At 44.5% G+C, this 14,041-nt stretch carries 18 protein-coding genes; 7 read left to right on the top strand and 11 right to left on the bottom strand.

Going from position 1 to position 14,041, the window contains the following annotated elements:
* Nucleotides 1–39: 39 nt before the first annotated feature.
* The 3 genes from M5J74_RS16260 to M5J74_RS16250 form a co-directional block, all read right to left on the bottom strand.
* Nucleotides 40–1,215: an LptF/LptG family permease gene (locus M5J74_RS16260; protein ID WP_199755452.1), complete on the bottom strand. Its 1,176-nt coding sequence runs from the start codon at nucleotides 1,213–1,215 to the stop codon at nucleotides 40–42.
* Between the two features lie 102 nt (nucleotides 1,216–1,317).
* Nucleotides 1,318–2,046 (bottom strand): LPS export ABC transporter ATP-binding protein, encoded by a 729-nt coding sequence (gene lptB, locus M5J74_RS16255; RefSeq protein ID WP_015155125.1) that lies wholly within the window; start codon nucleotides 2,044–2,046, stop codon nucleotides 1,318–1,320.
* A gap of 143 nt (nucleotides 2,047–2,189) precedes the next feature.
* Nucleotides 2,190–2,810 (bottom strand): LptA/OstA family protein, encoded by a 621-nt coding sequence (locus M5J74_RS16250; protein WP_199755451.1) that lies wholly within the window; start codon nucleotides 2,808–2,810, stop codon nucleotides 2,190–2,192.
* Nucleotides 2,811–2,868: 58 nt separating this feature from the next.
* Between M5J74_RS16250 and M5J74_RS32775 the strand changes: the two genes are divergently transcribed.
* The 4 genes from M5J74_RS32775 (at nucleotide 2,869) to M5J74_RS16235 (ending at nucleotide 7,474) form a co-directional block, all read left to right on the top strand.
* Nucleotides 2,869–2,997, top strand: a complete 129-nt coding sequence (locus tag M5J74_RS32775; RefSeq protein ID WP_256498125.1) for a hypothetical protein — start codon at nucleotides 2,869–2,871, stop codon at nucleotides 2,995–2,997.
* A 148-nt stretch (nucleotides 2,998–3,145) separates the two neighbouring features.
* Nucleotides 3,146–4,567, top strand: coding sequence for a Rieske 2Fe-2S domain-containing protein (locus M5J74_RS16245; protein ID WP_250012422.1), 1,422 nt, complete (start codon nucleotides 3,146–3,148; stop codon nucleotides 4,565–4,567).
* 362 nt (nucleotides 4,568–4,929) lie between these two features.
* Nucleotides 4,930–5,121: a hypothetical protein gene (locus M5J74_RS16240; protein ID WP_015155121.1), complete on the top strand. Its 192-nt coding sequence runs from the start codon at nucleotides 4,930–4,932 to the stop codon at nucleotides 5,119–5,121.
* A 310-nt stretch (nucleotides 5,122–5,431) separates the two neighbouring features.
* Entirely contained in the window at nucleotides 5,432–7,474 is a 2,043-nt protein-coding gene (locus M5J74_RS16235; protein ID WP_250012420.1) for a di-heme oxidoredictase family protein, read from the top strand.
* 19 nt (nucleotides 7,475–7,493) lie between these two features.
* Here the strand turns inward: M5J74_RS16235 and M5J74_RS16230 are convergent, their stop codons facing one another.
* Entirely contained in the window at nucleotides 7,494–7,976 is a 483-nt protein-coding gene (locus M5J74_RS16230; protein ID WP_106547738.1) for a transposase, read from the bottom strand.
* A gap of 283 nt (nucleotides 7,977–8,259) precedes the next feature.
* The gene (locus tag M5J74_RS16225; RefSeq protein WP_250012419.1) at nucleotides 8,260–8,658 is read right to left on the bottom strand and encodes a PPC domain-containing DNA-binding protein; all 399 of its coding nucleotides are present in this window, start codon (nucleotides 8,656–8,658) and stop codon (nucleotides 8,260–8,262) included.
* An 87-nt stretch (nucleotides 8,659–8,745) separates the two neighbouring features.
* On the opposite strand from M5J74_RS16225, the gene M5J74_RS16220 reads away from it, so the two are divergent.
* The gene (locus M5J74_RS16220; RefSeq protein WP_015155117.1) at nucleotides 8,746–9,438 is read left to right on the top strand and encodes a Crp/Fnr family transcriptional regulator; all 693 of its coding nucleotides are present in this window, start codon (nucleotides 8,746–8,748) and stop codon (nucleotides 9,436–9,438) included.
* Between the two features lie 37 nt (nucleotides 9,439–9,475).
* Here M5J74_RS16220 and M5J74_RS16215 read toward each other — a convergent pair whose 3' ends face one another.
* A complete protein-coding gene (locus M5J74_RS16215; RefSeq protein WP_015155116.1) occupies nucleotides 9,476–10,555 on the bottom strand; it encodes a substrate-binding domain-containing protein in 1,080 nt (359 codons plus the stop codon).
* Nucleotides 10,556–10,697: 142 nt separating this feature from the next.
* Between M5J74_RS16215 and M5J74_RS16210 the strand changes: the two genes are divergently transcribed.
* Nucleotides 10,698–10,982, top strand: a complete 285-nt coding sequence (locus M5J74_RS16210) for a hypothetical protein (RefSeq protein ID WP_015155115.1) — start codon at nucleotides 10,698–10,700, stop codon at nucleotides 10,980–10,982.
* A gap of 53 nt (nucleotides 10,983–11,035) precedes the next feature.
* Here M5J74_RS16210 and M5J74_RS16205 read toward each other — a convergent pair whose 3' ends face one another.
* The 5 genes from M5J74_RS16205 to M5J74_RS16185 all read right to left on the bottom strand — a co-directional run bounded on the left by M5J74_RS16205 (nucleotide 11,036) and on the right by M5J74_RS16185 (nucleotide 13,673).
* Nucleotides 11,036–11,323, bottom strand: a complete 288-nt coding sequence (locus tag M5J74_RS16205; protein ID WP_015155114.1) for a hypothetical protein — start codon at nucleotides 11,321–11,323, stop codon at nucleotides 11,036–11,038.
* An 81-nt stretch (nucleotides 11,324–11,404) separates the two neighbouring features.
* On the bottom strand, nucleotides 11,405–11,698 hold the full coding sequence (locus M5J74_RS16200; protein WP_015155113.1) for a 4a-hydroxytetrahydrobiopterin dehydratase: 294 nt from the start codon (nucleotides 11,696–11,698) through the stop codon (nucleotides 11,405–11,407).
* 380 nt (nucleotides 11,699–12,078) lie between these two features.
* Entirely contained in the window at nucleotides 12,079–12,453 is a 375-nt protein-coding gene (locus M5J74_RS16195; protein WP_015155112.1) for a VOC family protein, read from the bottom strand.
* 134 nt (nucleotides 12,454–12,587) lie between these two features.
* Nucleotides 12,588–13,130: a VOC family protein gene (locus M5J74_RS16190; protein WP_106217877.1), complete on the bottom strand. Its 543-nt coding sequence runs from the start codon at nucleotides 13,128–13,130 to the stop codon at nucleotides 12,588–12,590.
* 195 nt (nucleotides 13,131–13,325) lie between these two features.
* Nucleotides 13,326–13,673, bottom strand: a complete 348-nt coding sequence (locus M5J74_RS16185) for a hypothetical protein (RefSeq protein WP_015155110.1) — start codon at nucleotides 13,671–13,673, stop codon at nucleotides 13,326–13,328.
* On the opposite strand from M5J74_RS16185, the gene M5J74_RS16180 reads away from it, so the two are divergent.
* Complete coding sequence (locus M5J74_RS16180; protein WP_158266000.1) at nucleotides 13,672–13,839, top strand: hypothetical protein; 168 nt, start codon at nucleotides 13,672–13,674, stop codon at nucleotides 13,837–13,839. The two genes, M5J74_RS16185 and M5J74_RS16180, sit on opposite strands and share 2 nt — an antisense overlap.
* The last annotated feature ends 202 nt before the right edge of the window (nucleotides 13,840–14,041 follow it).

The raw sequence follows: 14,041 nt of genomic DNA, 5'->3' as shown, positions 1-14,041 counted from the left end.
TCATTTGTTGTGGTTAATGACCAATGACAAATAACAATATCATTTATCAGCACGGAATAAGAGAAAGCCAGCCGTGGCAAAACCAAAAATATTAGGTAACCATGCTGCTAACCACGGGGAGAGAACGCCAGATAAACCCAAAGCGTCACACATAAACAGCAGCATATAGTAACTGAAAATAATAATGACGCTAATTCCAAAACTGGTCGCTCGACCTTTACCCTTAGGATTGGTCCCTAGAGTTGCACCTACTAAGCCAAAGATAGTGCAAATAAATGGAAAAGCAATTTTTTCTTGAATCCGCAGGCTGTAACGGCGGATTTTTTGTTCGTTACCACTCATCATCGCGACTTGCAATTGTTCGCTGACTTGAGCAATATTCATTTCATCTGAGTCGCGGGTGTTAGCAGCAACATCTAAGGGGGTGCGCGGTAGTTGTAACTGTTGATGCTCAAACCGGACAATATTGCGATAGGAACTGTCAGGTGCAACTAGATAGATCGTGCCATTATAAAAATCCCACTTATTCTGTTTGGGGTTCCACTCGGCTGAATCTGACACCACAATTTGGTTGAGATCGCCACGGGAGCGATCGATAATTGTCAAACCCCTCATTCGTTGCCCGTCAAAGGCATCAGCATAGAATAGGCGAGTTAATCGCTTAACTTCTCTGCCATCTGCTAGCTCAATTTCCTGATATTCTGGATAGTAAATGTTTTGTTCTTGAAATTGGGGTTTTTCTTCCTTCAGGGCTCGACTTAGAGTCGTTGTAGCTCGATAGTTAGCAGCTGGGACGACTTGCTCGTTAAATAAAAAAGTCAAACCCATAACACAAGTACTCAGTACCAATGCGGGCAATACCAGCCGATAAATGCTGACTCCACAACTACGTAGAGCCGTTAGTTCGCTATCGCTAGACAGCCGACTGTAAGTCATTAAAGCTGCTAGGAGAGTGGACATAGGAAAAGCCAGCACGACAAAAGACGGTAGCTTTAAGAGAAATACGTCAAACGCGATCGAGATTGGGAGTCCCGATTCCACCACCCGCCGCACCAGCTCAAACACTGTACCAACTGCGACTAAAACTGAAGAGAAAGCTCCTACGCCAAATAAAAACGGTGGAATTAACTCAGCCGCAATGTAGCGATCCATCAGTGCTGGCTTGGGAACCAGCAATTGAAAGGCTTGGAAGCGTTTGTGTTTGGCAAATGTCATTGGAATGAAAACTAGGGAGTGGTTGAAGGTAATTGGTGATTGGTGACTGGTAATTGGTAGTTGGTAGTTGTTGGTTATCGCTCGCCACTACTCACTACTCACTTACAACTGAAAATTTTGACCGAGATAGTATTTTCGTACTAAGGGGTTGTGATAGAGTTCATCCGCACTACCAGCAGCTAAAATTTCTCCCTCTCGCATGATATAGGCGCGATCGGTAATGGCTAGAGTTTCGCGGACGTTATGATCTGTGACTAAGATACCAATTTGGCGATCGCGTAGCTTTTGTACCATACCTTGAATTTCTGCGACTGCGATCGGGTCAACTCCAGCAAATGGCTCGTCCAAGAATAAAAACTTCGGTCCTTCTACTCCTGATGCTAAGGCTCTAGCTAATTCAGTTCTGCGCCTTTCTCCCCCAGAAACGCTAATTCCTTTCGTATGTGCGACTTTTTCTAATCGGAATTCTCGCAGAAGAGTGTGGAGTCGAGTTTGCCATTCCCGACGCGGTACTTGAGTTTGCTCCAGCACCAAAAGAAGATTATCTTGTACGCTGAGGTGACGAAATATACTGGGTTCCTGGGCTAAATAACCAAGACCTAACCGCGCTCTTTTGTGCATGGGTAAGCTGGTAATGTCTCGGTCATCCAACCAAACTACGCCGCGATCGGGTTTTTCTATCCCTGTAGCAATATAAAAAGTCGTTGTTTTTCCCGCACCATTGGGTCCGAGTAACCCGACAACTTCGCCCTGCGAGACAGAAATATCGACACGATTGACAACAGTGCGCTGCTTATAGGACTTGTAGATATTCTCTAGAGCAAATCTCATGGAGAGGAGGAGTGAGTAAAGAGCAGTTAAAAGTCAAAAGTTAAAAGTTAAAAGTCAAAAGTTAAAAGTCAGAACTAATTGACAACTTTGTAAAGACGTTACATGTAACGTCTCTACACTGATAACTGATAACTGACAACATATCATTTCGGAGCAGTTGGGGTGCTGGTGGTGGGTTTGGAGTTAAAGCGGGGAGTTGCGGGCGCTGGAGGTTTTGATGTAGGCGGTTTGGGTTTAAAATTGGGAGTTGCTGGCGCTGGAGCGGCAGTTTGAGGGTTGGTGTCGTTCACAATATAAGTAGATCTCACTTGTTGATTTGCCTTGGGTGTGGCAATAAAGCGACCTTGATCGATTAAATAAGTAATACTTTCTCCTTTAAGACTGTTACCCTGCTGCAACACATTAACGTTACCACTCAACACGATTTTGCGTTCTTTCTGATAGTATTGTGCTTGAGCTGCCGTAGCTTGAATTTGGCGAGCTGGATAAAATATTTGTACGTTACCGCGAGCTGTAAAGATGCCACTTTTGGAGTCAGCTTCCTGAATGTCAGAGTTAATTGTCAGAGATTGACTAGCATCCTGTGACGGTGGCGGAGTTTGGCTTTTGGCAATTGATGGGAGGAAAATGGAAGCGATCGCTAGCGTCACTGGTACGATCCAGCGCCAGCAAAAAGGAGGACGGCAAAAAGCAGGTACAGAAGGCATCATTAGTAGTGTGGGTAACACGGAGTTAAGCAGTGCATCACAGATGGTATCGCCCATCTGAATTTGCTGTATGTAGTGTAACAACCTCGGCGCGTGGAAGCTGAACTAGTAGCAAATGACAGCACGAAATTGGGAATGTGTCAATCTCGACGCACTCAACCAGCTGAAGGTTTCGCCACTCAAATATAACTGGTGGTTGGTAGTTGGTAGTTGGCGATTTCGGTTGCTAGTTGTTGGTTATTGAGAAGAAGCGAGAAAATAGAGATAGGTGAAGGCTCGCCATCGCTGATTCACGATCTTACTGCTTCCGACTCCCTTTCTTCACTGACAACTTTGTAAAGACGTTACATGTAACGTCTCTACACTGATAACTGACAACTGACAACTGATTTATGGAAACAGTAGAGAGAAATATTACGGCGCATCTAGAACCCGAGCAAATCCTTGCAGGTGGAACTGACCCAGCATTCTTTGACTGCCAAGAAGTATGGTATCCCGTCCATTACGTGCAAGATTTGGATAAATCTAAGCCCACACCATTTACTCTATTGGGACAAGATATTGCGATCTGGTGGGAGCAGCAAGCTGAGTGCTGGCGCGTGTTTGAGGATAAATGCCCTCATCGCCTCGCGCCTCTGTCGCAAGGGAGAATAGCTGAGGATGGGTTGTTAGAATGCCCTTACCACGGATGGGCGTTTGCTGGTGCGGGAGACTGTCAGCGCATTCCCCAACAGGTAGCGGGTCAAGCAGCAGTGACTTCTCCGAGAGCCTGCGTGCGATCGCTTCCTACAATAGTTAAGCAAGGGCTGCTGTTTGTCTATCCCGGCAAAGCTGAGAATGCAACCAAGACTAAAGTTCCTGTTATTGAACCCTTGGAAGAATCCTTAGAGGGATGGGTTTGCATCGACACGTTTCGCGACTTACCCTATGATGCGCTAACACTGATGGAAAATGTCTTGGACGCTAGCCACGTTCCTTTTACTCATCACCGTTCTGTAGGGAATAGGGCGAATGCCAGTTCGGTAGAACTAGAGGTAGTCGAGTCTGGCAAGCACGGTTTTACAGGGGTGTGGCAGGAAGGACCTCGACGCGGAACTTTGGGACGGCAAGACACGACTTTTGTAGCTCCAGGGTTGATGTGGCACGACTTGACATCAAAGCAATTTGGACGAACCCTTACTGCTGTCTACGCTACTCCGATTCGCAAGGGTGAATGTCGGCTATTTGCCCGTTTTCCGTTTAAATTTGCTTCTAAATTGCCTGGTTGGATAATTAAGCTCACACCCCGCTGGTATTCTCATTTGGGGCAGAACTCTGTTTTGGAGGACGATCAAATTTTTCTGCATTACCAAGAGCGATATCTCGAAGCTAGTGGGGGGAGTGGTAATTTTACTAAAGCTTTTTATCTACCGACTCAGGCTGATGCTTTCGTTGTTGAGTTGCGTCAGTGGGTTAATCAGTACAATGCTAATCCATTCCCAGGGGAAACTTTACCACCGGCGTTATCAACAGCACAGTTGTTAGATCGCGATCGCTCTCATACTTCTAAATGTGCTAGTTGTAGAGCAGCACTGGCAAATCTTCAACGCCTGCGGTTAGGACTCGCGATTGTTGCAGCAGTCATCGCAATGATCAATCCACCTCTGACTCTGTTTCTAGGAGAAAATGCCGCTACAGGTTCGCTTCTGTTTGCAACAGTGGCTTTAATTCTAGGTGCGGTTTGGCTGTGGTTAGGTAGGCTGGAAAAGCAATTTTATCAAGGTCGAGAAATTCCCCTGCGGAATTTACCTGAGAAAAAGCGATCTCGCCATTAAATAACGTTAAAAAAGAAAGAGGCATTGCATTGCAACGCCTCTATTCCCTGTTTTTTAACTCTTGTAGCTGTTTTTCACTCCACACAACATAAAAAATCGCCCCGCCCATTGCTCCTACAATCAATAAAAAAGTCAGCATTGCGATCGCTCCTTTGGCAATTTACGCACTTCGAGCCAAAATTAATCCTTAATTCATCAATCTACAGTCTTACGTTCTAAATTTATCCACAGGATTAATTGCAATTAGTATAGAGATAAATCTATACTTGGCTTGATGGTGGAATTTAAGCTAGTGGCGATCGCTGGTTCTGTCTTAGCGGTACTCTATACACAAGAGTGTTTATTCGCCCGCTCGATTGCTTGTGACCTCCACTCGCATTCACTTACTAGTTAGCGATCGCAGATTGATTCTGTTGGTGTTTTACTGCGAGGAACAACAAGTATGGCAATTTCGCGTGTTGCGGGGAACTGGTGTTTTTGGCGAGGGAAAAATTTACTACACGGCTGAGGCAGCAGAAAAGGCAGCTAGGGAATGGATTGCAGCCGATAGTTAAATAGTGCGGTGCAATTCTCGCCACATCTGTTTCGATAAATCGATAAATGTATAGGCAGCGGGAGTCAAGCCTGTGGCGATCGTTTATCGATAGGCTCCGTGAAAGTTCTAAGAATGCTATATGATGGAGCGAAATTTTATACTCTCAGTAATCTTTTTTCGCAAAACATTACAAATAATCGCTGCAATGCCAAATTTTGAACTTAAGTAACGGAAATTCCCAACTTTTTGTATTGTATTACGACCCATCATAAATATGTATTTTAAACTACAGAAAAATCTCAAGGAATGGGGTTTTCCTGGGGGTAAATATGCGTTGGCGGAAGCGATTTTCTCTGTTTGGCTTGTTGCTAGTAGTGAGTTTAACTGCGGTATTGCTATCGACAAACTTACTAGCTCCGAAGCTGACTCTTGCCACAGAAGCCCTGCTACAACCAGCCCCAACTCAACCACTTGGTTACTACGACTATTTTGGAAAATTACTCACCCCGCAAGCAGCCGAGAAACTCGTGCGCAAAAAGGGTTTAGATCCGAGCGCTCCTGGTGCTTTTGAACGAATTGGCGCTGTCCAGATTACCCAACAGTTGATAGAAGCTGGGGATGATATTTTCCTCAATCGCAAAGTTGGTGACACGCTGGGAATTCAAGGTGTCCTTGGTTTCGGTACGGGCTTAGCTCGGATTCAACCAGAGTTAATCGCAGCAATACGAAAATTAGGCGGGCGACCAACCACTAATTTACAACTTACCCTCCAGCAAGATTTAAAACTGGGCAGTCATTTCTATGCCAAAGGAAGCACGCTCGATACTGGTCTGGATGTCCTTTTGGGAGCTACTTTCCCGATTGGTTTAAAGCCTGATGGCAACTTTACTTGTGCGGTATGTCATGATGTTACGTCTCAACTCGGCGATCGCCTCAAGGGAGTACCTAATGGCGATCTCAACGTTCGCTTTTTGATTGCGCTTGCACCCAACTCAACAGCAGGCTTTGCTCGCTTAGATCTCGACCCGCTCGACCCTAAATATCAAGGCAACGGTAAGGCGATCGTTGATAGTCGCGGCAATTTAGTCACTCTACCCGATCCGCAAAAGTTTGAGGATGCTTTCGACGATACCTTGCTAGACGTGCCTTTCGGTCACTTTGAGAGTTCTCCTGATGAGATCAACAACACCACTCAAATACCAAGCGTTTTCACTTTTAAGAGCGGTCCCTACTTTTTCGACGGGCAGTTTGCGATCGGTCCCTTTGCTGGATTAAGTGCTACTGGTAACGGCGTTCACTCATCTGAAGGTAATTTGCTAGCAGCAGCACAGCTCAGCACCGAGACTCTGGGCTTAGATCCTGAAGTTTATTTAGGTGTTGTCCTGCAAAATGCTGCCGATCCTCGCTTGCGTTTACCAGAAGGAGTACGGGTAAAACCTTCGGAATGGCTGCGCCAGGTGGCTCCCGACCCCAGACAAGCAGAACTAGAAGATCAGATTCCGGCTCCTGGTGCTGGTACGTATCCCAATTTGCGACCTAGCTTATTTACCTACAATGGAGCAATTTTCAGCCCTGACAGCTTTGTTCAAGACGATATTGCTAGCGGACCCTTCTTATTTGCCGACAATGCTATGGCTGCCTTTCAAAATAGCCTAGTACCACCTCCCAATCGAACCCAAGAGAACATCACGGCACTGAAAAACGGTTCCGTGCGGCGCGGCGCTCAAGTCTTTCAACGAGCTAATTGCGCGACTTGTCACGCGCCTCCTTTCTTTACAGACAACAAAATTCACCCTTTGAAACAATTAGGTAATAACTCAGCCCGTGCGCGATCGCGTCTTGCTTTGAAAGACGTGCTAGTACCACCCAAGATCTACACGCTTAACAATCCCGTACCTGTACCTGCTAATGCCGAAGTGTTAGACGTACCAACAGAGGGGATTAGCGACAGTCCAACCACTCTACCAAAAGGTTTCTTACCAGATGGCGGTTACAAGACTCTTTCCTTACGGGGAGTATATCTCAGCGCACCTTATCTGCATGATGGTGGAGTAGCAGTCAGAGCAGGCAGCTTGAAGATACAATCTAATGGCAGTTTTACGGTAGTCGATCGCACGGGTTTAGGTTTAACTGGAACTCTCAGCATCGGTCAATCTGCCGATAGTGCAAGTAGTTTGCGGGCTTTACTAGATCGTCAATTACGCAGTCAAGTTATTGCAGCTAATCAAGCTAACCCCGCTTTAGTACGCAGTAATTTAGATGGAACGGGACATGAATTTTATGTAGATAAAACTACAGGATTTACTCCGGCACAGCAAACCGATTTAATTAATTTCTTACTTGCATTGGATGACGATCCAGGTCGTTTTTAGTCTTGCAAATGTAGTCCAACTAGGGAAAAACAACTTTAGGATTAGGTGCATGACCTAAAAATAAATGTGCTGCCGATCGCAAGACAATTTCCGAATACAAAATCTTCTGAATAGTTAAACTCGGTGCGCGTTTGGCTGCGGCATTGTATGCGGCGATTTCTCCTTCTAGGGTGAAATCACTTCCAGTCAGATAGTGGTCGTAATCGTGCATTGCCAAGAAGATAAAGCCGTAGATCGGGTTGGGGTAAATAGAGCTATCGTAGCTATCAGCAGAAACCCAGAGATGACCTCGTTCAATATCGGCAAACATCTGTTTGGTATTGTCATAGCGCATATAGTCTGAAAATTGCAGATTCAGAGGCAGTTGTTGAAACTCACCCATCAGCCAATCGCACATCTGGGCGATCGCTTCATCTGAAATTTCAGCGGGGTTGCCTTCTAAGTAAAGTCTGGCGAGGGTTTCGACTTGAGACGCAATAGTGTTTTTTTGAGCGGCTACCATATCATTCTCTGCTTGTACTCGTGCTATTCACATCCTGACAATTCCTAGCAAGAATTTCTTTAAGGTAGCTCATGTTTTAAAACACAACAGTACCTAGTGCGTTTAAAGAAATGTTTTTATTTCGCGCATCAGCCGTAGGCGTTAGCGATAGCGAAGGCGAAGCCGTTAGCGTAGCGTTAGACGCAAAGATGCAAAGAAGAGCGCAAAAGGTAGTTTATCTTTTTTATTCATGTGTCGTTCTTCAAAGGAAAATTATCAAAAATTAATGATGAAAGTAGATTTGCTATTTATTAAAATCAATTTCTAATTCTAAATAACCCGTTTCTGGATCTGTGGTTCTAAGAAAACGAAATTCTTCACTCACACCAATAACTATTTCAGCAGTGGTGTAGATGATGCAACCATCAACTAAATGTCCACCAATTGTTTTTCCATTGCGATCGCTAATGGCAATATGTAAATGAACGCCTGTATTAGCAACCGTGCCATTCAGAGAAAGAATTTCAAATTTATCGTGCAATATTGTAATTTCCTCGCGATCGGCAAAGCGAATCGCTGCTTGCTTCAAACTCCCAATTGCAGTTAAAATAAACCCTGCTTCAATATTCTGTGTCTGAACGAAGTCTTTTAAACTTTGTCTTAAATCTAGGCTGGGCTTGAGTCTGAGAGGAAGAATCTTCATTAATTATTAATTGTAAATTCGTTAGATGCCACCTATTATGGTAAGGTGGGCAATGCTCTGAGAACTGATAACTGATAACTGTTAGTTATGCAGGCAACAACCGAACAATTGCAGCAAATTTCAATTTTTTCAGGTTTGGAACCAGAACAACTGGCAGATCTAGAACCTCATACTGTAATCAAAAACTATCGGCGCGGAGAAATTATTTTACATGAGAGCGATCGCCTACCTGCGAAACTCTTTTCAGTTCTAAGTGGCACAATTCAGGTCAAGAAAACCGCTTCTACGGGGAAAGAAACCATTCTGCGAACCTTGTCAGCAGGAGAATTATTTGCCGCACCTTCCCTATTTGGTAATGGAATTTCACCTGCAACAGTGGTGAGCGATCGCGACTGCCAAATTCTCACCGTCGATCGCGCTGTACTCTTAGAAATGATTCGTCAAAATCCAGAAGTTGCCTTGCGGATTTTAGTTGTGATGAACGATCGCCTACAACATTTGCACAATACCGTTCATGGATTGGCATCAGAACGAGCGATCGTGCGGCTGGCACGGTTAATTCATACTTCTGTGGTGGAAGAAGGCACGGAGACAACGACAGCGGGTCTATGTTTGCGATCGCGTCTTCCCTATTATCAAATTGCCCGCAGCATCGGCATTACCTATGAAGAATGCGTGCGTTTGTTCAAACAGTTGCAACCAATTGTCAGCTATCATCGCGGTGGTCAAATCGTGCTGCGCGATCGCCATAAGCTAGAAGAGATTGCGGCAGGAGACTGAAGCCTCTCAGTTTCTCAGCTCCCTGCTCGTGCGCTCCCTACTCCCCGCTCCCTTTTACAGAAGATTGCCTGACGATGAGTTTTGTCTCTAAGATAAGAGTTGTTTTTTTATTGGGAATACCTAAGAGAATTTCCGCCGCGATCGCGCCTTTTTCGACTAAAGGTTGTTGTATAGTTGTCAACGAGGGTCGCACTTGAGCGGCAAGGGGAATACCATCAAAGCCAACGATTGCCACATCTTCGGGAACTTTTAACCCTAGATTTTCTGCTGCCCGTAATGCCCCCAGTGCTAACATGTCGCTCATAGCAAGAATTCCTGTCGGTCTGGGATGACGCTGCAATAAAGCGATCGCCGCAGCAAAAGCCCCCTCTACACCGTGGCTGTTGGGAGTCTCTTCGATTGGCACTAGAGTAGGATCGATACCTGCCGCTTGGATGGCATCAGCATAACCGCGCCAACGGTGCAATGCATTGCGAAAAATGGCGCTTTTGAGTCGTTGGGCATCAACTGGTCCTGCATAGGAGTCGTTGTGTAAATCCATCGCAATGATGCCTAAGTCCCTGCGATTGAGACTGAGTAAATGTAATGCTGCGGTACGAGCAGCTTGGCGATCGTCAATGCCAATGAATGGTATACCTTTTAGTACGGGTTGATCGACTGCTACTACTGGCATCTGTCGTTCCAAAACACGCACGATTGCCTCACTCTCATCGGGAATACAGTAGAGGATAAAGCCGTCTACTGCTGCTTGTTGAATCGTCTGCTGAGCAACGTCGGAGTCTAAAGCTGGAACGATCAATAAACTAGCCTTTGCCTGCTCGCATACTTTCGATACTCCCTGTAAAAAGGCGATTGATACCGGATCGTTAAAAGCATAGGGTAGTGCTTCCGAAAATATCAAGCCGATTGCACCTGTTTGTCCTGTCCGCAGCATTCTTGCCATTGGGTTTGGACCCGCATAACCCATCTCCTTCGCCACCGCCAACACCTTCTGTTGAACTTCTGGAGAAAGTTGATCGGGTCGATTAAACGCATTTGATACCGTTGTACGAGATACCCCTGCTGCTCTAGCAACATCCAGTAGCGTGATGGATTTTCTAGCTTTACTCTGCTTCATGCCTTTAACATCTATCTTCCTCCAATTTTCCCTATAAACACGATTTTAGGGAACTTGATCGATTCAGAAAAATTGTTTAGCATGAAATGGAAACTGAATCGATTCAGTAGACAACAAACGTAACAAAGTGTGAGGAAGATATATGATGAGAACTTACGAACAATGGCGCAACTACAGAGAGCTGGAACTAATCAGAAGACATCCACCAGCCAAAGAGTTACTAGAAGTCCAAATACTGTCTTTGTTTCGAGACATTTGGGGTTCCTGGCAAAATTTGTGGTGTAGCAACAACGAGCCGCAGATTAGCGAGATAACAGATTCTACCGGACAGACGCGATGGAAAATCTACGAGCCAACTAGCGATCGCACCTTTCAACTCGAATCGCATCAGGAAGTTTTAACTTGGCTAGAACAGCGGCATCAGTGACCAGTGACTAGTGGCTAGTGGCTAGTGGCTAGTGACCAGTGACCTGTTACCAGTTAATTGCGACTTTTGATTTCTGACTTTTGACTTTTGACTTGCGAGCGGGGTGGGGTTCTGTGGGAACCGAAATACTTTTCACTGCGATAACGCAGCCAAACTCTTAAAACTTGGGGAATTTGGTCTTTTTGCTCCGGCGTGAGAGTATTGTAGAGCGCTAAAGCGCGATCGCGTTCGCCCCGACAAGCAGCGTTGTTATGAGCATCCCAGTAACTTCTAGCAACGCGAATGCGGCGACAAACCTCTTTGATGAGTGCTGCTTCTGATAAAGGTTTTTCCTTGGTCATTGGTTATGAGTAGGTGGCTAGTAGCTGGCGGCTAGTGGCTTGAATCTTTTCGATCGCTAGCCACTAGTCACTCTTCACTACTCACTTAGATGGCGCGAGTTGGTTGGCTTTACGGGCAAGTTCTACATCTTTGGCTGTAATTCCGCCAGCATCGTGAGTCGTTAGATCGATCGTAACGCGATTGTAGACGTTAAACCACTCTGGATGATGTCCCATTGACTCGGCAACTAGTGCCAGACTCGACATAAAACCAAAGGCTTCTACAAAAGACTTGAACTGATACTGACGGTGGAGTTTTCCTGCTTCTATACTCCAGCCGCTCAATTCTCCCAAAGCTTTTTTTAATTCTGCTTCAGATAGTTGAGAGTTACTCATAGCATACTCCTGAATCGCTGGCTGTATGGCAGAAATTGAACTACTAAAGCTAGGTTGACTGAATAGAGCGATCGCTGTCAACAACAAGCCTACAAAAAAGAGCGCTATCGCGAAGTGTGACGAATGCTGCGGCAACCATCTAAACAGAGATTTTTTGAAATTCATAAAAAAAACAGAAGTCGTGCGAGCGTATTGGTATCGATCGCAAATTATGTCATAAAATTTTTTCTCTCAGCAGATGTACTCAAAATTCTTTCGCGAGCACCTCTATTGCATACTACTATTACAGCCTAGTTTTTTGCCTGATATAGCAACCTATTTGATTCATAAGCGTGGAGCAGGCTTCTAGCCTGCCGCAGATTAGAAGCCTACTTTACAAATCATTTAGAACTGCTATGTAATATAATCCGATTACCATCAGGATCGTATGCGTAAATTTCTCTGCCGTGGGAGGCTGTAACAATTTGCCCTGGTGGTGGACAGCCGATTTTAGTGAGATGGGCGATCGCTGCTTCTAGATCTTTTACTTCTAAACACAAACTCATGCTGCTTTGAGTTGAGTTCATAAATTCTGCTTGGTTTGATGCTTTAGGTTTAAATATGCCCAAACGCAAACCAGTCACCTGAAATTCTGCATAAATATTAGGAATTCGATCGAGCGGAGTTTGCTCTAGAAGTTGCTGATAAAAATTGACTAGCAATTCAAAATCTTGAGTTGCTAACGTGACTAATGAATTCGTGCAATTTAATACCATGTTTGTCCGTCTATCACTTCTAGCTCGTTTACGAACAACAGATATTTTGTAATACAGTGGGCAATGCCCACCCTAAACTTTCATTTCTAAACTTAAATTTCACTGTTTCTTTTTGCCCGTTGTCAGTTTCCTCTTTAATTACTATTTACTGTTGCAGGTATATGTGAAACATCTCTTGCAGGATCGCCTAAAGTGCGAACATTGGCAGCAAATTCAAGCAAAATTCCATCGGGATCGAAGAAATAAAAGGATGAAATAAATGTATTTTCATCGAGTTCGTTAACAAAACCAGATGGAACATCTGCATGATGTAATACAGGTGTAGCTGTTACACCTTTAGCAGCTAACTTTTCTCTGTACTCTTCTAGTTTTTCTAGAGGTACGTTAAAAGCAAGATGATTCATCGAAGCATGGGCGGTTGTGAAATTACCATTTTGCAATCCTTCAGGATTAACTGATGCAATTCCAGGCGCAGCAGCTGGTGCTTGAGGAAACCAAAAAAATGCGATCGCGTCGCCGTTACCAACATCAAAGAAGAAATGCTGCCCACCATCAGGGAGGGCAATTGTTTTAATCAGTTTTAGCCCTAAAGTATTAGTATAAAAATCTACTGTACGCGCCATATCTTTGCAGACCAAGGCAATATGATTGATACCCTGCAATTGAAAATCTATCATGCTAAATACCTCTGAAAAAGAAAGGAGATCGGAGTTTATTTAGTGAAATCGTCTGCTAGTGAATTTATGTTCTCCAGCCTGCTGCCATAGTATCATCCCGATTGCTTAGATAACACATGATACGTTAACTGAGTGCAAAAAACGATCGCTACCCAGGCGATCGCATATTTATCGTACTAACCTTGTTGGCTAAACTTATTCCTCTAGATAACTAGAGCTATCCCAAAAAATCTGCTCTAGAATAAACTTGATTGCTTCCAAATATAGAGCGTTTTGATAAGATTCTTCATATTTCTCAAACAACTCTTTAATAGTAAAAACTCGTCGTTTAGCTGGTTTCGATTGCTGCTGAAGATGATTTCGAGGTGCTACAGTTTTTACTTGCTGCTTAATTAAAGTAACTTGAACGGGCAATTGCCCTTCCGCTTGTTGAAGCGATCTTTGTCTTCCTATCCTGACTCTCTTGCTTTTGTTTTTAGGAGGAAACAACAAATATCCAGCTACGAATTTAGTAGAAAGCAGTTGAGAGTGTTTGAATTTCATGATGTATTCCAATTATGCTTCGCTTCAAGTAGGAGTATCTAGTCTGGCAAGATGGAAGCTAGCTGAGGCAGTCTCGATCTCTCGCTCCAGCTCTACCATGCTCGGTAAGCGGGTAGGGAAGGCAAGGGAGAAGAAAGAAGCGGTCTTAACAATCGGAAGAAAATAGAAGATTCTGCCTTGCTCAAGTCGGGAAAGAGTCAACTCGTGACCGACAATTTGAAATTAGGATATTAATGTGAATAATTTGTGAACTGTTGACGGTTGATGGTTTTTTGGTTGTTGCCCCTCTGCTCCTAGCCTCCTCTGCTATCTTCCCCCGATTCTGGTACGGGCGGGTTTTGAGGGGAGATTGCTTTAGTTGTAAATCT

Origin of the sequence: Chroococcidiopsis sp. CCNUC1, from assembly GCF_023546805.1 — a bacterium.
Lineage (GTDB): Bacteria > Cyanobacteriota > Cyanobacteriia > Cyanobacteriales > Chroococcidiopsidaceae > Chroococcidiopsis > Chroococcidiopsis thermalis.
The sequence above is the reverse complement of the archived record's forward strand: the minus strand, read 5'-3'. Positions and strand labels throughout refer to the sequence as shown.